This window comes from Brachybacterium sp. NPDC056505 (assembly GCF_042794925.1).
Classification (GTDB): Bacteria; Actinomycetota; Actinomycetes; order Actinomycetales; family Dermabacteraceae; genus Brachybacterium; species Brachybacterium kimchii.
Map to the genome: position 1 here is coordinate 1 of NZ_JBHTSV010000041.1, position 19155 is coordinate 19155.

The 19155-nt window shown below is 72.5% G+C and carries 15 protein-coding genes; 3 read left to right on the forward strand and 12 right to left on the reverse strand.

Features of this window, described 5'->3' with window-relative positions:
* Positions 1–176: 176 nt before the first annotated feature.
* The 9 genes from secG to uvrA form a co-directional block, all read right to left on the reverse strand.
* Positions 177–425, reverse strand: a complete 249-nt coding sequence (secG, locus tag ACFQ53_RS15380) for a preprotein translocase subunit SecG (RefSeq protein WP_152353021.1) — start codon at positions 423–425, stop codon at positions 177–179.
* Between the two features lie 113 nt (positions 426–538).
* Positions 539–1318 carry a triose-phosphate isomerase gene (gene tpiA, locus ACFQ53_RS15385; protein WP_377861170.1) on the reverse strand — a complete coding sequence of 260 codons (780 nt, stop codon included), beginning with the start codon at positions 1316–1318 and terminating at the stop codon, positions 539–541.
* Positions 1315–2514, reverse strand: a complete 1200-nt coding sequence (locus tag ACFQ53_RS15390) for a phosphoglycerate kinase (protein ID WP_377861202.1) — start codon at positions 2512–2514, stop codon at positions 1315–1317. The genes tpiA and ACFQ53_RS15390 overlap by 4 nt, the downstream gene beginning before the upstream one ends.
* A gap of 115 nt (positions 2515–2629) precedes the next feature.
* Complete coding sequence (gene gap, locus ACFQ53_RS15395; RefSeq protein WP_200500634.1) at positions 2630–3634, reverse strand: type I glyceraldehyde-3-phosphate dehydrogenase; 1005 nt, start codon at positions 3632–3634, stop codon at positions 2630–2632.
* Between the two features lie 185 nt (positions 3635–3819).
* Positions 3820–4803 carry a DNA-binding protein WhiA gene (gene whiA / locus ACFQ53_RS15400; RefSeq protein WP_249480247.1) on the reverse strand — a complete coding sequence of 328 codons (984 nt, stop codon included), beginning with the start codon at positions 4801–4803 and terminating at the stop codon, positions 3820–3822.
* Complete coding sequence (gene yvcK, locus ACFQ53_RS15405; RefSeq protein ID WP_377861204.1) at positions 4787–5818, reverse strand: uridine diphosphate-N-acetylglucosamine-binding protein YvcK; 1032 nt, start codon at positions 5816–5818, stop codon at positions 4787–4789. Before yvcK ends, whiA begins: the two co-directional genes overlap by 17 nt.
* An 8-nt stretch (positions 5819–5826) precedes the next feature.
* Complete coding sequence (gene rapZ / locus ACFQ53_RS15410) at positions 5827–6762, reverse strand: RNase adapter RapZ (RefSeq protein ID WP_249480248.1); 936 nt, start codon at positions 6760–6762, stop codon at positions 5827–5829.
* A gap of 129 nt (positions 6763–6891) precedes the next feature.
* Positions 6892–8781: an excinuclease ABC subunit UvrC gene (uvrC, locus tag ACFQ53_RS15415; protein ID WP_377861173.1), complete on the reverse strand. Its 1890-nt coding sequence runs from the start codon at positions 8779–8781 to the stop codon at positions 6892–6894.
* Between the two features lie 9 nt (positions 8782–8790).
* Positions 8791–11640: an excinuclease ABC subunit UvrA gene (gene uvrA, locus ACFQ53_RS15420; RefSeq protein ID WP_377861175.1), complete on the reverse strand. Its 2850-nt coding sequence runs from the start codon at positions 11638–11640 to the stop codon at positions 8791–8793.
* Positions 11641–11940: 300 nt separating this feature from the next.
* Here uvrA and ACFQ53_RS15425 point away from each other — a divergent pair, with 300 nt between their 5' ends.
* Together ACFQ53_RS15425 and ACFQ53_RS15430 are read left to right on the forward strand one after the other, a co-directional pair.
* Positions 11941–12558 (forward strand): MBL fold metallo-hydrolase, encoded by a 618-nt coding sequence (locus tag ACFQ53_RS15425; protein WP_377861206.1) that lies wholly within the window; start codon positions 11941–11943, stop codon positions 12556–12558.
* A complete protein-coding gene (locus ACFQ53_RS15430; protein ID WP_377861177.1) occupies positions 12555–14357 on the forward strand; it encodes a bifunctional 3'-5' exonuclease/DNA polymerase in 1803 nt (600 codons plus the stop codon). The genes ACFQ53_RS15425 and ACFQ53_RS15430 overlap by 4 nt, the downstream gene beginning before the upstream one ends.
* Positions 14358–14375: 18 nt before the next feature.
* On the opposite strand, the gene uvrB is transcribed toward ACFQ53_RS15430, so the two are convergent.
* Entirely contained in the window at positions 14376–16484 is a 2109-nt protein-coding gene (uvrB, locus tag ACFQ53_RS15435) for an excinuclease ABC subunit UvrB (RefSeq protein WP_377861179.1), read from the reverse strand.
* A gap of 9 nt (positions 16485–16493) precedes the next feature.
* On the reverse strand, positions 16494–17279 hold the full coding sequence (coaE, locus tag ACFQ53_RS15440; RefSeq protein ID WP_377861181.1) for a dephospho-CoA kinase: 786 nt from the start codon (positions 17277–17279) through the stop codon (positions 16494–16496).
* A 99-nt stretch (positions 17280–17378) separates the two neighbouring features.
* Here coaE and ACFQ53_RS15445 point away from each other — a divergent pair, with 99 nt between their 5' ends.
* Positions 17379–18305: a trimeric intracellular cation channel family protein gene (locus tag ACFQ53_RS15445; protein WP_377861183.1), complete on the forward strand. Its 927-nt coding sequence runs from the start codon at positions 17379–17381 to the stop codon at positions 18303–18305.
* Positions 18306–18311: 6 nt separating this feature from the next.
* Here ACFQ53_RS15445 and aroD read toward each other — a convergent pair whose 3' ends face one another.
* Positions 18312–19151 carry a type I 3-dehydroquinate dehydratase gene (gene aroD / locus ACFQ53_RS15450; RefSeq protein WP_377861185.1) on the reverse strand — a complete coding sequence of 280 codons (840 nt, stop codon included), beginning with the start codon at positions 19149–19151 and terminating at the stop codon, positions 18312–18314.
* Positions 19152–19155 lie beyond the last annotated feature (4 nt).

Below are 19155 nucleotides of genomic sequence, written 5' to 3' on the forward strand. Positions count from 1 at the left end.
GTGCGCGGTCGGGCCCTCTCGCTGTGCGGCGGCGCGCCGCGTCGCTGCTCGGACGCGTCGCCGCTCGGGCCCATCGGCTCCGGGCCCGTCCGCTGCCGAGAGTGACGAGAGGCCGGGAGGATCGGATCCTCCCGGCCTCTCGGACGGCTGCCGCACGCGCGCTGCGCGTCGGACGATCACATGAAGCGCTCGATCACTCCCAGGCCCACGGCCGCGGCGCCGAACACGACGGCGAGGGTGACCGTGAGGCGGTCGAGGTTGCGCTCGGCGACGCCGGAGGCGCTCGCGGAGGAGGACACGCCGCCGCCGAACATGTCGGACAGGCCGCCGCCCTTGCCGCGGTGCAGCAGCACCAGCAGGATCACTGCGACGCCGGTGATCGCCAGCACGATCTGCAGGATCAGCTTGAGCAGGTTGAGGTCCACGGACTCTCCTCACGGGACGTTGGAACTGCGCCAGGATACGACACGGGGCGGATCCGTCGCCGGACCCGCCCCGCCGGATGTGAGCCGTTCGGCTCCTCGTCCGGTCGCGCCGCTCAGGCGTCCTGGTAGCGGACGATCTTCGCGAACTCGTCGGCCTTCAGCGAGGCCCCGCCCACGAGGGCGCCGTCCACATCGGGCTTCGTCATCAGCTCGGCGACGTTCGAGGACTTCACGGAGCCGCCGTAGAGGACGCGCACGGCATCCGCCGCGGCCTCGCCGTGGGCGGTGCGCACCCAGTCGCGGATCGCGCCGCACACCTCCTGGGCGTCGTCCGGGGTCGCGACCTCGCCGGTGCCGATCGCCCAGACCGGCTCGTAGGCGACGACGAGGGAACCGACCTGTGCGGCGTCGACGCCCTCGAGCCCGCCCTCGAGCTGGGCGAGCGTGTACTCGACCTGCGTGCCCGCCTTCCGCTCCTCGAGCGGCTCGCCGACGCAGAGGATCGGCGTGAGCCCTCCGCCGAGGGCCGCCTTCACCTTGGCGTTCGTGACCTGCTCGGTCTCACCGTGGTACTGGCGGCGCTCGGAGTGGCCGATGGTCGCGTAGGTCGCGCCGAGGGCGGTGAGCATGGAGGCGGAGACCTCGCCGGTGAACGCACCGGACTCGTGCTCGGACACGTCCTGGGACCCAAAGGAGATCGGGAGCTTCCCGGCGTCCACGGCCGTCTGCACAGTGCGCAGGTCCACGAACGGAGGCAGCACGGCCGCCTCGACCGCGGAGGTGTCCAGGCCCTTGAGGGCGTCGCCCAGGTCCTCGACGAGGGACAGGCCCTGCTTCCAGTCGAGGTTCATCTTCCAGTTGCCCGCCATCAGCGGGGTGCGGGTGGTGCTCATGCGTGGTCCTCCTCCAGGACGGCGATGCCCGGCAGCTCCTTGCCCTCGATCAGCTCGAGGCTCGCACCGCCGCCGGTCGAGATGTGCGAGAACGCGGACTCGTCGAAGCCCAGGGTGCGGACGGCGGCCGCGGAGTCGCCGCCGCCGATCACGGTGAAGCCGTCGGCCCCGGCAAGGGCCGTGGCGACGTCCTTCGTGCCACGAGCGAAGGTCTCGAACTCGAAGACACCCATCGGGCCGTTCCAGAAGACGGTTCGCGCATCGGCGATCTTCTCCGCGAACAGCTCCGCGGTCCTCGGGCCGATGTCCATGCCCTCCTGGTCGGCGGGGATCTGGTCGGCGGGGACCGTCGTCGGCTCCGCGTCGGCCGAGAACTCCCGCGCGACGACCGTGTCCACGGGCAGCACGAGCTCGACGCCGTTCTCCTGCGCCGTCTCGAGGTACTGGCGCACGGTGTCGACGCGCTCGGCGTCCAGCAGGGACTTGCCGATCTCGTGGCCCTGGGCCTTGAGGAAGGTGTACGCCATGCCGCCGCCGATGAGGATTCGATCGGCCTTGGTCAGCAGGTTCTCGATGACGCCGAGCTTGTCGGCGATCTTAGCGCCGCCGAGGATCACCACGAAGGGGCGCTCCGGGTCGTCGGTCACCTTGCGCAGCGCCTCGACCTCGCTGGTCACGAGCTCGCCAGCGGCGGAGGGCAGCAGCTGCGCGAGCTCGTACACGGAGGCCTGCTTGCGGTGCACGACGCCGAAGCCGTCGGAGACGAAGGCGTCGCCGAGCGCGGCGATCTGCTCGGCGAACGCGCGGCGCTCGCCCTCGTCCTTCGAGGTCTCCCCCGGGTTGAAGCGGAGGTTCTCGAGGATCGCGACCCGGCCGTCGGCGAGGGCGTCCACGGTCTCCCGGGCGCTGTCGCCCACGGTGTCGCTCGCGAAGGCGACGTCGGCGCCGAGGAGCTCGGACAGCCGCCCGACGACGGGGCGCAGCGAGTACTTCTCCTCGGGGGCGCCCTTCGGGCGACCGAGGTGGGAGATCACGACGACGCGCGCACCAGCGCCTGTGAGCGTCGAGATCGTGGGCAGGGCGGCGCGGATGCGGCCGTCGTCGGTGATCGTGGTGCCGTCCAGCGGCACGTTGAGGTCGGCGCGGACGATGACCCGCTTGCCGCGCAGGTCGCCGAGCGACGCGATGGTCTTCAGCACGGGGTTGGCTCCTAGTGTCGAGGGGTGCGTGCGACGGAGCCCGCCCGGGCCGCGCCTCGCAGGGGCGGCGCCGGACGGGCTCCGTCGGACCCGATCTCCGTGAGGGAGAGGGTCAGAGGCTCTTGCCGACGAGCGAGGTGAGCTCGACGAGGCGGTTGGAGAAGCCCCACTCGTTGTCGTACCAGGTGAAGACCTTGACGAGGTTGCCGTTCACCTTGGTGAGCTGGCTGTCGAAGATCGAGGAGTGCGGATCGTGCTCGATGTCCTTGGAGACGATCGGGTCCTCGGTGTACCGCAGGATGCCCTTGAGCGGGCCCTCGGCGGCCTTCTTCACCGCGGCGTTGATCTCCTCGGCGGTGACCTCGCGGGAGGCCTCGAAGGTGAGGTCCGTGATCGAGCCGGTGGGGACCGGCACGCGCAGCGAGTAGCCGTCGAGCTTGCCCTTGAGCTCGGGCAGCACGAGCGCGACGGCCTTGGCGGCGCCGGTCGTGGTGGGCACGATGTTCAGGGCGGCGGCGCGGGCGCGGCGCGGGTCCTTGTGCGGGCCGTCCTGCAGGACCTGATCCGAGGTGTAGGCGTGGACCGTGGTCATGAGGCCCTTGACGATGCCGAACTCGTCGTTCAGCACCTTGGCCACGGGGGCGAGGCTGTTGGTGGTGCACGAGGCGTTCGAGACGATGTCGTGCTTCGCCGGGTCGTAGTCGCCCTCGTTCACGCCGATGACGAAGGTCGCGTCCTCGTTCTTCGCCGGAGCGGAGATGATGACCTTCTTCGCACCGCCCTCGAGGTGGGCCTTGGCCTTCTCGGCGTCGGTGAAGATGCCGGTGGACTCGATGACGACGTCCGCGCCGATCTCGCCCCACGGGATGTTCTTCGGGTCGCGCTCGGCGAAGGCCTTGAAGGTGAGGTCGCCGACGGTGATGGAGTCGTCGTCGTGGCTGACCTCGTAGGGCAGGACGCCGCCGATGGAGTCGTACTTGATGAGGTTGGCGAGCGTCGCGTTGTCCGTCAGATCGTTGACGCCCACGACCTCGATGTCGGCACCCTGCTCGAGGGCGGCGCGCAGGAAGTTGCGCCCGATGCGACCGAATCCGTTGATTCCGACCTTAGTGGTCACGGTTCCTCCTTGGATCGCAGCCCAGGAGGCTGCGGGGATATGTGTCGCGCACGCCCTCGTACGCTCGGACGACCGCGGCGCCTCCCGGGAACCCGAGACGACGATCACGACCGCGGATCAGTCTATCAATGCACTGGGTCACGTCGGAACGGGTCCGCTCCCTGGACCGCCGCGCGGCCCCCGGCTCAGGAGCGCGCGTCCTCGCCGCCCTCGCCGACCTCGTCGGTGCCGGGGACTCCGAGCTCCTCGGCGCGCTTGTCCGCCATCGCGAGCAGGCGGCGGATGCGCCCCGCGACCGCGTCCTTGGTCATCGGCGGATCGGCGTGGCGGCCCAGCTCCTCGAGGCTCGCCTGACGGTGCTCGACGCGCAGGCGGCCCGCCTCGCGCAGGTGCTCGGGGACCTCGTCGCCCAGGATCTCCAGCGCCCGCTCCACGCGCTGCCCCGCGGCGACCGCGGCCCGCGCCGAGCGGCGCAGGTTGGCGTCGTCGAAGTTCGCGAGGCGGTGGGCGGTCGCGCGGACCTCGCGGCGCGTGCGCCGCTCCTCCCAGACCAGCACGGTCTGGTGGGCGCCCATGCGCGTGAGCAGCGCGGCGATCGCGTCGCCGTCGCGCAGCACCACGCGGTCGCCCCCGCGGACCTCGCGGGCCTTCGAGGCGATGCCCAGGCGCCGGGCGGCCCCCACCATCGCGAGCGCGACCTCGGGCCCCGGGCAGCCGAGCTCGAGCGCGGAGCTGCGGCCCGGCTCGGTGAGCGAGCCGCGGGCGAGGAAGGCGCCGCGCCAGGCGGCCTCGGCGTCCACCGCGGCGCCGCCGACGACGGCGGGCGGCATCCCGCGCACGGGACGCCCGCGGGCGTCCAGCAGGCCCGTCTGGCGGGCGAGCACCGCGCCGTCGCCGTGCACCCGCACGATGTACGTCGTCGAGCGGCGGATCCCCGACGGCGCGAGCACCGCGATCTCACTGCCGTGCCCGTAGACGTCGGCGATGATCGCGCGCAGCCGCCGCGCGGTCGCCGCGCTGTCCAGCTCGGCCTCGATCACCACGCGCCCGCCCTGCAGATGCAGGCCGCCCGCGAAGCGCAGCATCGCCGCGGCCTCCGCCTTGCGGGCCGACGGGCGCGCCACGTCGATCCGGGACAGCTCCTCCTTGGCGTCAGCGGTCAGTGCCATCCTGAGTCCCCTCCTCCTCGTCCTGCGTCCCCTCGACATCCCCGTACACGCCGTCGAACACGTCGCGGTAGGCGGCGGCGAGCCGCACCGGGTCGTGGACCGGCACCCCGCCGCCCACGCTCACCTGCCTCAGCAGGGTACGTATTCCTCGTGTGCGCGCGAACTCCGCGAGCTCGACCGCGTCCTCGAGGGCCGTCGGATCGGCGATCACGGTGTCGAAGCTCGTCTCGGGCGCGCTGTCCAGCAGCACGCGCAGCAGGTCCGTGCTGCGCATCCCCTCGATCTCCTCTCCCCCGGAGGAGAGGTTCATGACCACGCAGCGGTGGGCACGGGTGGTGCGCAGGGCCTCCGCGATCTCGGGGATCTGCAGGTGCGGCAGCACCGACGTGTACCAGGAGCCGGGGCCGACGATCACCCAGTCGGCGTCGGCGATCGCGCGCAGCACCTCCTGGGGAACCCGCGGCCGCTCCGGGATCAGGCGCATCGACTCGACCCGTCCGGGGACCTTCGCGACGTGCGCCTGGCCGCGCACCGTGCCGCGGGTGCCGTCCGCGAAGGCCACCTGCGCCTCGATGTCCAGCGGGTCCAGGGCCATGGGCAGGACCCGTCCGCGGGCGCCGAGCAGCTCGCCGATCCGGTCCAGTCCCGCGATCGGGTCCTCGAGGATCTGCCACATGGCCACGATCATGAGGTTGCCGAGGGCGTGGCCGTCGAGGTCGCCGTCGGTGACGAAGCGGTGCTGGACGGCGTCGTGCCAGAACGCGCCCCAGTCGGAGTCCTCGCAGAGCGCCGCGAGCGCCATCCGCAGGTCCCCGGGCGGCAGCACGGGCAGCTCGGCGCGGATGCGCCCCGAGGAGCCTCCGTCGTCGGCGACCGTGACCACGGCGGTGATGTCGTCGACCAGCAGCCGCAGGGAGCGCAGGTTCGCGGCGAGCCCGTGGCCGCCGCCGAGGGCGACCGCGCGGCGCGGCGCGGACAGCGCCCGGCGCGGGCCGCGGCGCAGGTGCGGGGGCAGTCCGGCGCTCACTCGCGCCCCAGATCCCGGTGGCGCACGCGCACCGCGAAGCCCGCCTGGCGCAGGTCCTCCCCGATCTTCTCCGCCATCGCCACCGAGCGGTGCTTGCCGCCCGTGCAGCCGATCGCGATCGTCGTGAAGTGCTTGTTCTCCGCCGAGTACCCGCGCAGCACGGGACGGATCATGTCGAGGTATCGGGCGGCGAACTCGGCGCCGTTGGGGTCGGCGAGCACGAACTCGGCGACCGCCGGGTCCGTGCCGCGCTGGGAGCGAAGCTCGGGCACCCAGTACGGGTTGGGGATGAAGCGGACGTCGCTGACGTGGTCGGCCTCGATCGGGATCCCGTACTTGAAGCCGAAGGACATGACGTTCACGGTGAGCGCCTGCTCGCTGTGGGAGCCGAAGGTGGTGCGCATCTTCATCGTCAGCTGGTGCACGTTCAGCGGCGAGGTGTCGATCGCGACGTCGGCCAGGCGCCGGTAGGGCGCGAGCATCTCGCGCTCGCGGCGGATGCCCTCGAGCACGCCCTCCTCCCCCTGCAGCGGGTGGGGACGGCGCACGGAGTCGAAGCGGCGCACGAGGGTGTGCTCGTCGGCGGTGAGGAAGACCAGCCGCACCCGCATCTCGGAGGCGCGCATCTGCTCGATCACCTGGGACAGCTCGGAGAAGAACGGGCCGGAGCGGGGGTCGACGACCACGGCGAAGCGGGTCTCGCGGCCCTCGGCCTGCTGCTGGAGCTCGTAGAGGCGCGGGATCAGCTGCGGCGCGATGTTGTAGACGACGTACCAGCCCAGGTCCTCGAGCGCATGGGCGGCCGTCTCCCGACCTGCGCCCGCGAGGCCCGTGATGATCACGACGTCGCCGGGCGGCGCGGCCCGATCGGGCTCCGGCTCCGCTGCGCCCTCGGCGGGCGCGGACTCCGGGACGCTGCTGTCCTGCGACATGGATGCTGCTCCTTCGTCAGGGTCGGGGTCGGGGGGTCGTCGTCTTCGTCCTCGTGCTGGTGAAGGGTACCGCCCGCGGATGGACGCCGAGGGATCCGTGGTGAGGATCGCCCCGGCGCCGCGCACGGGTCACTCGAGGATCTCGCCCGTCGCCATGTCGACCGCCGGACCCGGCTCGTCTCCGCGCAGGGTCGCAAGGACCTGCGCGGCGAGCTGCGGCCCGATGCCCTGGACCTCCTGCAGGGTCTCCTCGTCGGCCTCGCGGATGTTCGCGACCGTCGTGAAGCGATCGAGCAGGGCGCGCCGACGGGCGGGGCCCAGGCCCGGCACGCCGTCCAGGGCGCTCGCCTGCATCGCGCGCCCGCGCTTGGAGCGGTGGTAGGAGATCGCGAAGCGGTGGGCCTCGTCGCGCAGGCGCTGGACGAGGAACAGCGCCTCGCTGGTGCGGGGCAGGATCACGGGGTAGTCGTCGCCGGGCAGCCAGATCTCCTCGAGCCGCTTGGCGATGCCGGCGAGGGCGATGTCGGTGACGCCGAGGTCCTCGAAGGCCCGCTGCGCGGCCGCGACCTGCGGCTGCCCGCCGTCGACGAGGATCAGCGCGGGCGGGTAGGCGAAGCGCCGGGCGTCCTCGTCGTCCGCGGGGGCGGGATCGAGGTGGCGCTGGAGACGGCGGCGGATGACGTCGTACATGGAGGCGGTGTCGTCGCGCGCGGCCTCCCCGGTCACCGAGTAGCGGCGGTACTCGCTCTTCTTGGGCAGCCCGTCCTCGAAGACCACCTGGGAGCCGACGACGTTCGTGCCCTGGGAGTGGGAGATGTCGAAGCACTCGATGCGCAGCGGGGGCTCCGCGAGGTCGAGCGCCTCCCCGAGATCCTCGAGAGCCTTCGTGCGGGCGGTGAGGTCGCCCGTGCGGCGCAGCCGATGCAGGCGCAGGGCCTCCTCCGCATTGGCGCCGACGGTCTCCAGCAGCTCCTTCTTCTCCCCGCGGCGGGGCACGCGCAGGTCGACCCGGCGGCCGACGAGCTCCCGCACCTGGTCCGCGTTGGTCGGCATCTCGCTCACGAGCACCTCGGCGGGGGCCTCTCCGTCGGTGTACAGGGTCGCCAGCGCGCGCTCCATGAGGTCGCCGGGGCCGGACTCGTCGAGGATCTCGGCGGTCCAGCCGCGCTGGCCGCGGATCCTGCCGCCGCGCACGTGGAAGACCTGGATGGAGGCCTCGAGCTCGTCCTGGACGAGGGCGACGAGGTCCGCGTCGGTCGCGTCGGAGAGCACCACGGAGTTCTTCTCCATGACCTTCTCGAGCGCCTGCAGGTCGTCGCGCAGCCCGGCGGCGGTCTCGTAGTCCTGGGCGGCGGCGGCCTCGCGCATGCGCTTCTCGATGCGCCGCAGGTAGGCGCCGGTGTTGCCGGCCATGAAGTCGCTGAACTGCTCGGCCAGGCGGCGGTGGTCCTCCACGGAGATGTCGCCCACGCACGGCGCCGAGCACTTGCCGATGAAGCCCAGCAGGCAGGGCCGCCCGGACCTCTCGGCGCGGCGGTAGACGCCCGGGGTGCACGAGCGCACGGGGAAGACGCGGAGCATCAGGTCGAGGGTCTCGCGGATCGCCCACACCTGCGTGTAGGGGCCGAAGACGCGGTCGCCCTTGGTGCGCGGCCGGCGCGTGATGTGCACGCGCGGCACCTCCTCCCCCATCGTCACGGCGAGGTAGGGGTAGGACTTGTCGTCGCGGAACTTCACGTTGAACCGCGGATCGAACTCCTTGATCCACGTGTACTCGAGGGTCAGCGCCTCGACCTCGGTGCGCACCACCGTCCACTCGACGCCGGTCGCCGTGGTGACCATCCGCCGGGTGCGCTCGTGGAGGGCCGAGAGGTCCTGGAAGTAGTTCGACAGGCGCGCCCGCAGATTCTTCGCCTTGCCGACGTAGATCACCCGGGAGTCGGCGTCGCGGAAGCGGTAGACGCCCGGGGAGGTCGGGATGGTCCCGGTGGCGGGACGGTAGGTCGACGGATCAGCCATGGAGGGCGGTCACTGCCTCCCCGCCTCGAGGACCGGCAGCAGGAACCGGCCGGTGTGGGAGGCGCCCACGCGCGCGACGTCCTCGGGGGTGCCGGTGGCGACCACGCGGCCGCCTCCGTCCCCGCCCTCGGGCCCCAGGTCGATGACGTGGTCGGCGCTCTTGATGACGTCGAGGTTGTGCTCGATGACGATCACCGTGTTGCCCTTGTCGACGAGGCCGCCGAGGACCTCGAGGAGCTTGCGGACGTCCTCGAAGTGCAGCCCGGTGGTGGGCTCGTCGAGCACGTAGATCGTGCGTCCGTTGGAGCGCTTGTGCAGCTCGGAGGCGAGCTTCACGCGCTGGGCCTCGCCGCCGGAGAGCGTGGTCGCGCTCTGGCCGAGGCGGACGTAGCCCAGGCCCACGTCGTCGAGCGTCTGCAGCTGGCGCCGGATCGCCGGCACCGCGTCGAAGAACTCGACGGCCTCCTCGATCGGCATGTCGAGGACCTCGGCGACGTTCTTGCCCTTGAAGTGCACCTCGAGGGTCTCGCGGTTGTACCGCGCCCCGTGGCAGACCTCGCAGGTCACGTAGACGTCGGGGAGGAAGTTCATCTCGATCTTGATGGTGCCGTCGCCCGAGCAGGTCTCGCAGCGCCCGCCCTTGACGTTGAAGGAGAAGCGCCCGGCCTTGTAGCCGCGCACCTTCGCCTCGGAGGTCTGGGCGAACAGGGTGCGCACCCGGTCCCACACGCCCGTGTAGGTCGCCGGGTTCGAGCGCGGGGTGCGCCCGATGGGCGACTGGTCGACGTGCACGACCTTGTCGAGGCTCTCGAGCCCCGTCACGCGCTTGTGACGGCCGGCGACGGTGCGCGCGCCGTTGAGCTCGCGGGCGAGCACCGAGTACAGGATGTCGTTCACGAGAGTCGACTTGCCCGAGCCGGACACGCCGGTGACGGCGGTGAAGGTGCCGAGCGGGAAGGAGACGTCGACGTTCTTGAGGTTGTTCTCGCGGGCCCCGTGCACCGTGACCCGGCGCTCCCTGTCGACGGGCCGGCGGACGGGCGGCACCGGGATCGAGAGCTTCCCGCTGAGGTACTGGCCGGTGAGGGACTCGGGGTTGGACTTGAGACCCGCGAGGTCGCCCGAGTGGATGACGTGGCCACCGCGCTCCCCGGCGAGGGGGCCGATGTCCACGATCCAGTCGGCGGCGTTGAGGGTGTCCTCGTCATGCTCGACGACGATCAGGGTGTTGCCGAGGTCCCGCAGGCGCGTGAGGGTCCCGATGAGGCGCTCGTTGTCCCGCTGGTGCAGCCCGATCGACGGTTCGTCGAGCACGTAGAGCACGCCCACCAGGCCCGAGCCGATCTGGGTGGCCAGGCGGATGCGCTGCGCCTCCCCGCCCGAGAGGGTGCCGGCCGCGCGGGCGAGCGTCAGGTAGTCCAGGCCGACGTCGAGCAGGAAGCCCAGGCGGGCCTCGATCTCGCGCAGCACCTCGGAGGCGATCTGCGCCTCCTTGACGCCCAGCTCGAGGCCTCCGAGGAAGGCGTGCGCCTCGCGGATCGAGAGGTCGCAGACCTCGGCGATCGAGCGGTCCCCCACGGTGACCGCGAGCACCTCGGGCCGCAGGCGGGCGCCGCCGCAGGCGGGGCAGGGCACCTCGCGCATGAACTGCTCGTAGCGGTCCTTGGCCCAGTCGGACTCCGTGTCCTCGTGGCGGCGCTCGAGGTAGTGGATGACGCCCTCGAAGCCCGTGGAGTACGTGCGCTCGCGGCCGAAGCGGTTGCGGTAGCGCACGTGGACCTTGAAGTCGTTGCCGTGCAGCAGCGCCTCCTTCGCGCGCTCGGGCAGCGCCCGCCACGGGGTGTCGAGGGAGAACGCGAGCTCTTCGGCGAGGCCGGCCATCACCTGCTGGTGGTGGTCGGCGTGGCCCATCGTCCAGGGGGCGATCGCGCCCTCCGCGAGGCTCAGGTCCTCGTCGGGGATCACGAGCTCCGGGTCGACCTCGAGGCGCATGCCCAGGCCGGTGCACTCGGGGCACGCGCCGTAGGGCGCGTTGAACGAGAAGGAGCGCGGCTCGATGTCGTCGAGGGTGAGCGGGTGGTCGTTGGGGCACGCGCGCTTCTCGGAGAAGCGGCGGGAGCGGTCCTCGGCGTCGGCCTCGCGGTCCACGAAGTCCACGACGAGCAGGCCGTCGGCCAGGCGCAGCGCGGTCTCCACGGAGTCGGTGAGCCGGCGGCGCGCGTCGGGCTTCGCGGCCAGGCGGTCGACGACCACCTCGATCGTGTGCTTGTACTTCTTGTCGAGGGAGATCTCCTCGTCCAGGCGGCGCACCTCGCCGTCGACGCGGGCGCGCGCATAGCCCTCCGAGCGCAGGGAGCTCAGCAGGTCGGCGTGCTCGCCCTTGCGCCCGCGCACCACCGGCGCGAGCAGCTGGAAGCGGGTCCCGGACTCCTCGCCGAGCAGCACGTCCACGATCTGCTCCGCGCTCGAGCTCGTCACGCGCGCCCCGCACACGGGGCAGTGCTGGACGCCGGTGCGGGAGAACAGCAGGCGCAGGTAGTCGTACACCTCGGTGATCGTTCCGACCGTCGAGCGCGGGTTGCGGTTGGTGGACTTCTGGTCGATCGAGACCGCCGGGGAGAGGCCCTCGATGAGGTCCACGCGCGGCTTGTCCATCTGCCCCAGGAACTGGCGGGCGTAGGCGGAGAGCGATTCCACGTAGCGGCGCTGGCCCTCGGCGAAGATGGTGTCGAAGGCCAGGGAGCTCTTGCCGGACCCCGAGAGGCCGGAGAAGACGATCAGGTGCTCGCGCGGGATCTCGATGTCGACGTTCTTGAGGTTGTGCTCGCGTGCGCCGCGGACCAGGAGGGTGTCACTCACACGTCCCATCCTACGAGCGGGGACCGACGCGCGAGGGCCCGGTGAGTCCGCTGCCACCCCGATTCCGCGCTCCGCGGACACGCGCATGTCCGCTGACGCCGTCGGCCGATTCTCGCGTGGCGAGGCGCGCGATGGGAGAGATCAGCGCGGCGCGCCATACTGAGGAGCATGAGCGAGCACCCCGCGCCCGAGAACCGCACCCCGACCCAGGACGAGGACGTCGTCTCCGCGACCGGGGGCCACGCCGGCAGCGCCTACGACGGCCACGTCGAGGTCGACGGCCCCACGGCGACCCGTCGCATGACGACCCTCGTGATCCGCAAGGCGTCCGTGGGCCCCATGGACAACAACAGCTACCTGCTGACCTGCCGGGTGTCCGGCGCGCAGCTGCTCGTGGACGCCGCGGCCGATCTGCCGCGGCTGCTGCGCCTGGTGCGCGAGGGCTCCCCCTCGAGCCGCCTCGACTCGATCGTCACCACCCACAGCCACCACGACCACGTGGGCGCCCTCTCCCAGCTCGTGGCGGCCACGGGCGCGCGCACCTCCGCGGGCGCCGCCGACGTGCGCGACATCCCGACGCCGACGGACGAGCCCCTCGAGGACGGCGCGCTGATCCGCGTCGGCGTGAACGACCTGCACGTGATCGGTCTGCGCGGCCACACCCCCGGCTCGATCGCGCTGCTGTGGCGCGGCGGCGAGGACGGCGACCACCTGTTCACGGGCGACTCGCTGTTCCCCGGCGGCGTCGGCGCGACCCAGGGCGATGCGCAGCGCTTCACCTCGCTGCTCGACGACGTCGAGCACCGCATCTTCGACGTGCTCCCGGACAGCACCTGGGTCTACCCCGGTCACGGGGGCGACACCACCCTTGGCGCGGAGCGCCCGCAGCTCGGCGAGTGGCGCGAGCGGGGCTGGTGAGCACGCCGGATCCCGAAGGGCCCCCGCCGGCGTCGATCGTCGTCGCGCGCGGGGCCGAGGGCCGGATCGTGCTCGTCGCACTCGATGCGCAGGGCGAGAGGGTCGGCCTCGAGACGGTCGCCTACGAGGCCTGGCCGGATCGCGCCCGCGAGATCGAGAGCGGCGGGAGTGAGGACGACGGCGCCGCCCTGGGGCCGCGGTCGTCCCCGCGCTGGGTGCTGCCGGACGCGGCGACCTGGTGTCCCGCGCTGCTGCGCGCCGGGGTGCGCCTGCGCCGCTGCCACGACCTGCGTCTCTCCCACACCATCCTCGCGCGCTCCGCGCTCGTGCGCGAGGCGGAGGCGGCACCGCTGATCGAGGCGCGGGCCTGGGAGACTCCCGAGGATCTCGTCGAGGCGGAGCGGGAGGGCCGCGGCTCCGGGGCGACGCTTTTTGATCTCGACGCGGCGGGCCGCACGGGAGGCGTCCCCCAGGGCGTGGACGAGGTGCTCGCCGAGCACGCCCGTCAGCAGGCGGCGGTCGCGGGCTGCGTCGAGCCCTCGCGGCTGCGGCTCCTGCTCGCCTCCGAGTCGGCGGGCGCGCTCGTCGCCGCGGAGATGCATGCCGCAGGCATCCCCTGGGACGTCGTCGAGCACGACCGCATCCTTACCGAGGCCCTGGGGCCGCGACCGCGCCGCGACCAGGTGCCCGCCCGGATGGCGCAGGCCGCCGCCGAGGTCCGCACCGCGCTGGACGATCCGCTGCTGAGCATCGACTCCCCGCCGCGCCTGCTGCGCGCGCTGCGACGCGCCGGCCTCGACGTCTCCTCGACCTCCCAGTGGGAGCTCCAGGAGATCGACCACCCCGTGATCGAGCCGCTGCTGCGGTACAAGAAGATGTCGAGGCTGCTCACCGCGAACGGCTGGCACTGGCTCGAGGAGTGGGTGCACGAGGGCCGCTACCGGCCCGTCTACGTGCCCGGCGGGGTGGTCACCGGGCGCTGGGCGAGCAGCGGCGGCGGGGCCCTGCAGATCCCGCGGCGCCTGCGACCGTCCCTCCGAGCTGATCCGGGGTGGCGCCTGGTCAGCGCCGACGTCTCCCAGCTCGAGCCGCGCGTGCTCGCCGCCATGTCCGGCGACCGGGCGATGACCGCGGCCGGCGCGGGGAAGGACCTCTACTCGGGCATCGTCGACGCCGGGATCGTCGCCACCCGCCAGGAAGCCAAGATCGGCGTGCTCGGTGCGCTCTACGGCGGCACCACCGGGGACAGCGCGCGGGTGGTGCCGCGGCTGCGCGAGCGCTTCCCCCGGGCCATGCGACTGGTCGACGACGCCGCCGCGACCGGGGAGCGCGGCAGCACCGTCACCACCTGGCTGGGACGCTCGTCTCCCCCTCCCGATCCCGCCTGGTCCGAGGCCCAGCTGCGGGCGAACGCGCCCGACGCCGGCGAGGGCGAGCAGGAGCGCTCGCGCCGCGCGGCCCGCGATCGCGGACGTTTCACCCGGAACTTCATCGTGCAGGGCACGGCGGCCGAGTGGGCGCTCGCGTGGATGGCGGGCCTGCGGCTCGCCCTCGCCGCGCTCGACCCTGTGGATCCGGAGCAAGCGGCGACGCCGTCCGGCCCGGCCTTCGCGCGCCGGGCGCACCTCGCCTACTTCCTCCACGACGAGGTCATCGTCCACGCCCCCGCCGCGCAGGCCGAGGCCGCCGCCCGAGCAGTGCAGGAGGCGGCCGACGCGGCGGGCCGTCTGCTCTTCCCCGCGAGCGACGTCGACTTCCTGCTGGACCTGCAGATCGTGGAGCGCTCCGCGGAGAAGTGACGCGCGGGGTGCAGTCCCTCAAGACGCGCTGCGCTGGACCTGCTTGAGCTCCTTCTTGAGCTCCTGGACCTCGTCGCGCATGCGTGCCGCGACCTCGAACTGCAGGGTCTCCGCGGCCTGGTGCATCTGGGCCGTCATCTCGTCGATCATCTCGCTGAGCGCGCCCACCGGGTCGTCGCCCAGGTCCACCGTGCGCGAGGAGACCGCGTCCACGACGTTCGCCCGGGCACGGTCGCGGCTGACGCGCTCCTTGCCCGAGCGGTAATCGGTCGCGAGCAGGGTGTCGGTGTCGATGTCCTCGCGGGCGAGCATGTCCGTGACGTCCGCGATCTTCTTGCGCAGCGGGGTCGGATCGATGCCGTGCTCGGTGTTGTACGCGATCTGCTTCTCGCGACGACGGTTGGTCTCGTCGATCGCCTCGCGCATGGAGTCGGTGACGGTGTCGGCGTACATGTGCACCTGGCCGGAGACGTTGCGGGCCGCGCGGCCGATGGTCTGGATGAGGGAGGTGCGCGAGCGCAGGAACCCCTCCTTGTCGGCATCGAGGATCGAGACCAGGGAGACCTCGGGGAGGTCCAGGCCCTCGCGCAGCAGGTTGATGCCCACCAGCACGTCGTACTCGCCCTGGCGCAGCGAGCGCAGCAGCTCGACGCGCCGCAGGGTGTCGACGTCGGAGTGCAGGTACTGCACGCGCACCCCGTTCTCCAGCAGGTAGTCGGTGAGGTCCTCGGCCATGCGCTTGGTGAGCGTGGTGACGAGCACGCGCTCGTCGCGCTCGACGCGCTTCTCGATCTCGGCGCGCAGGTCGTCGATCTGCCCCTTGACGGGCTTGACGATGACCTCGGGGTCGATGAGGCCCGTCGGCCGGATGATCTGCTCGACCACCCCGTCGCTGCGGCCCAGCTCGTAGTCGGCGGGCGTCGCCGAGAGGTAGACGGTCTGGCCGGTGCGCTCGGTGAACTCGCCGAAGGTCAGGGGGCGGTTGTCGAGGGCGCTGGGCAGGCGGAAGCCGAAGTCCACGAGCGTGCGCTTGCGGGAGCGGTCCCCCTCGTACATCGCCCCGATCTGCGGGACGGTGACGTGGGACTCGTCGATGACCAGCAGGAAGTCCTCGGGGAAGTAGTCCATGAGGGTGTTCGGCGGGGTGCCGGGGCCGCGGCCGTCGAGGTGGCGCGAGTAGTTCTCGACGCCGTTGGTGGTGCCCACCTGGCGCAGCATCTCGAGGTCGTGGGCGGTGCGCATGCGCAGGCGCTGCGCCTCGAGCAGCTTGTTCTGGCCCTCGAGCTCCGTGAGCCTCTCCCCCAGCTCCGACTCGATCGAGTCGATCGCCTTGGCGAGCCGCTCGGGGCCGGCGACGTAGTGGGAGGCGGGGAAGATGTGGATGTCCTCCTCCTCGCGGATCACCTCCCCGGTGACGGGGTGGAGGGTGTAGATCGCGTCGATCTCGTCGCCGAAGAACTCGATGCGGATCGCGAGCTCCTCGTACATCGGGATGATCTCGACGGTGTCCCCGCGCACCCGGAAGGTGCCGCGCACGAACTCGACGTCGTTGCGGTCGTACTGCATGTCCACGAAGCGCCGCAGCAGGTCGTCGCGATCCACCTCGTCGCCGCGCTTGAGCCGCGCCATGCGGTCCACGTACTCCTGCGGCGTGCCCAGGCCGTAGATGCAGGACACGGAGGAGACGACGACGACGTCCCGTCTGGTCAGCAGCGAGTTCGTCGCGCTGTGACGCAGGCGCTCGACCTCCGCGTTGATCGAGGAGTCCTTCTCGATGTAGGTGTCCGACTGCGGGACGTACGCCTCCGGCTGGTAGTAGTCGTAGTAGGAGACGAAGTACTCGACGGCGTTGTGCGGCAGCAGATCGCGGAACTCGCTCGCGAGCTGCGCGGCCAGGGTCTTGTTGTGCGCCATCACGAGGGTCGGCCGCTGCAGCTGCTCGATCAGCCAGGCCGTGGTCGCGCTCTTGCCGGTGCCGGTCGCGCCCAGCAGCACGACGTCCTGCTCGCCGTCGTTGATCCGGCGCGCGAGGTCGTCGATCGCCTGCGGCTGGTCGCCCGACGGACGGTACTCGGAGACCACCTCGAAGGGGTTGACGGAGCGGGTGAGGTCGGTGACGGGGCGCATGGCTCGAGCCTACGTCCCGGGCCGGACATCCTGCGTGTGAGAGCGGACGCGTACTGTCCGCGGAGTGGGGTCGACGGGACCGCCGGGTTCGCCGAGCAGCTCCCGGCGCAGATCCTCGAGGAGGGTCAGCGAGCGCGTGCGCAGGGTGCCCGCGTCGGCGTTGTTCAGCAGCAGGCGGTCCGCACGCCGGATCCGCTCGAGGTCCGTGGCCTGCGCCGCCATCACGGACTCGACGTAGGCGCGGTCGCGGCCGCGGTCGCGCACCACGCGGTCGATCCGCTCCTCGCGGGGGGCGAGCACCGCGACCACGCGCGCGTACTCATCCTCGTGGTGCTTCTCGAGCAGCAGCGGGCTGTCGTGGACGACGAGCCGCTCCCCCGCCGCGGCGGCCTCGTGCTCCGCCTCCTCGACGGCGGCATCGACCCTCGTCAGCACGATCTCCTCGAGATCCGCGCGGGCCGCCGCGTCGGCGAAGACGAGACGGGCGAGGGCCGACCGGTCGATCGTGCCCGAGGGCGCGCGGTACTCCTCGCCGAAGCGGGCCACGGCCTCCTCGACGCCCTCACCGGGGACGTCCAGCACGGCGCGGGAATGCGCGTCGAGATCGATGACGGTGGTCCCTGCCTCCCGCCAGATCGCCGCGACGCTCGACTTGCCGGCGCCGATGCCGCCGGTCAGGCCGAGGCGGACGAGCCCGGGAGCCGTGTCGCGGCCGGCATCGCGGGCGGCGCGGCGGTCGTCGTCGCCGGCAACGGCGTCGCGCGCGGAGGCCGCGCCGGTGGTCGGACTGTGCATGCTCCAGATCGTACGGGCCGCGGAGGACGCCGGTCATCGCCGTCACATCCCGTCCGCGACCCATCGCCCCGAGGGCCCGCGCATACTACGGTCGTGCTCGTGGATCCCCTCGAACTGCTGGTCACCAACGACCTCCTCCGCGGGCTGGACCTGGCGGGCGTGTTCATCATGGGTGTCGCGGCCGGTGCGCTCGCCTCCCGCCTGAACTTCGACGCGGTGGGCTTCGCGATCATCGGCATCGTCGCCGGGCTCGGCGGAGGCATCGTCCGCGACCTCATCATCGGCGTCGACCCGCCCGCGGCGTTCGACGGGCCCCTCTATCTCGCGTGCGCTCTCGCCGGCTCCGCCTTCTCCTACCTGATCGCGGCGGAGGCCACCTGGTGGCGCCGCGCCGTCACCGGTCTGGACATCCTCGCGATGGCGCTGTGGGCGGCGACCGGCACCGCGAAGTCGATCGGATACGGCCTCGAGCCGCTGCCGGCGGTCCTGCTGGGCGTCACCAGCGCTGTGGGCGGCGGCGTGATCCGCGACGTGCTCGTGGGGCGTGTCCCCGCGATCTTCGGCGGAGGCCCGCTGTACGCGACGGGCGCGCTGGTCACGGCCGTCGCGACCTGGGGCGTCGCGGCGCTGGGCCTGCCCTCCGCCTGGGTGCTCGCGGCGGTCGCGCTCGGTGCTCTGCTCGCGGGCCTCGCGGCCTGGCGCCGCTGGCACCTGCCCTCCCACGGGGAGTGGCAGGTGACGCTCTCGGCCTCGCAGATGAAATCGCTCGTGCGCCGGGTGCGCAAGGACGAGCGGCACCGCGTGGCCCTCGAGACGGGCGCGATCCCGGTGGTGGACGAGTCGAACGACGATTTCGCCGACGACGCCACGATCCCGGACGACGACGCCGCGGAGTTCGAGCGCCGCGCGATCGGTGACGAGGAGAGCGTCGAACCCCCTCTCCCGCCGGAGGACCCGGTGGACTTCCCGACCGGGAGCGTCGACGCCGAGCCGACACCGGCGCCCGAGGACGACGAGCGCCGCTGAGCGTCCTCAGGGGCGCAGCGCCGCGAGCATGCGGGAGACCTCGTCGGCCCCGAGCTGACCGGGGGCGGAGGCCTCTCCCGCCGTCGCGAAGGTCGCGCAGGATCCGAACACCTCGGCCGCGACGCGGCTGACCGCTCCCAGGGATCCCATCGAGATCGCCAGATGGGGCCCCGCCCCGTCCCGCGCGGCCTCGAGGCTCGCCGCGAGCAGGACGAGCACGTCGTCCGCGGTGCGCGGGGTGACGGCGATCTTGGCGACGTCGGCCCCGAGGGCCCGCTGCGCGCGCAGCGTCGCGAGGATCTCCTCGCGCGGGGGCGTCGCGGCGAAATCGTGGAAGGAGCCGACCGCGGCGACGCCCGCCTCATGGGCTGCGCCGATCACGGCGCCGACGGCCTCCGGTGCGCGTGCGCTCTCCACGTCGACCATGTCGACGAGCGCGCTGCCATCCGCGCCGCGCAGGGCGATCCCGGCGCGCAGAAGCGCGGAGAGGTCCTCGTCCGTGAGGGCCCGTCCTCCGCCCTCGGCGGCGGTGCGCACGGTGAGCAGGAGCGCCTGCTCGGGCGCGAGGACCTCGCGCAGGGCGGGCAGGGCCCCGAGCACCCGCTCGCGGTGCTCGGCCGCGGGCGCCGACGGGGCGAGCAGGTCTGCGCGCCACTCGATGATCCGGGCCGGCGCCGTGCGCGCGCGCTCGGCCTGGGCGAGCACGCTGCGCTCGTCAGCGCCGGTGAGCGGGACGATGATCTCGGGGACGCCGGCGCCGAGCTCGATCCCGCGCACGCGCACGACGCCGCCGGACCCGTCGCCGCGGTCGCCACCGGCGTGCGCGGCGTGCTCCGTCGCCCCCATTGCT

What these genes read in the sequence shown, in the direction of transcription:
- aroD (WP_377861185.1), bottom strand. Translation starts at nt 19,151, where the DNA reads ATGGGGGCGACGGAGCACGCCGCGCACGCCGGTGGCGACCGCGGCGAC.
- coaE (WP_377861181.1), bottom strand. Translation starts at nt 17,279, where the DNA reads ATGCACAGTCCGACCACCGGCGCGGCCTCCGCGCGCGACGCCGTTGCC.
- whiA (WP_249480247.1), bottom strand. Translation starts at nt 4,803, where the DNA reads ATGGCACTGACCGCTGACGCCAAGGAGGAGCTGTCCCGGATCGACGTG.
- uvrC (WP_377861173.1), bottom strand. Translation starts at nt 8,781, where the DNA reads ATGGCTGATCCGTCGACCTACCGTCCCGCCACCGGGACCATCCCGACC.
- tpiA (WP_377861170.1), bottom strand. Translation starts at nt 1,318, where the DNA reads ATGAGCACCACCCGCACCCCGCTGATGGCGGGCAACTGGAAGATGAAC.
- ACFQ53_RS15425 (WP_377861206.1), top strand. Translation starts at nt 11,941, where the DNA reads ATGACGACCCTCGTGATCCGCAAGGCGTCCGTGGGCCCCATGGACAAC.
- rapZ (WP_249480248.1), bottom strand. Translation starts at nt 6,762, where the DNA reads ATGTCGCAGGACAGCAGCGTCCCGGAGTCCGCGCCCGCCGAGGGCGCA.
- uvrB (WP_377861179.1), bottom strand. Translation starts at nt 16,484, where the DNA reads ATGCGCCCCGTCACCGACCTCACCCGCTCCGTCAACCCCTTCGAGGTG.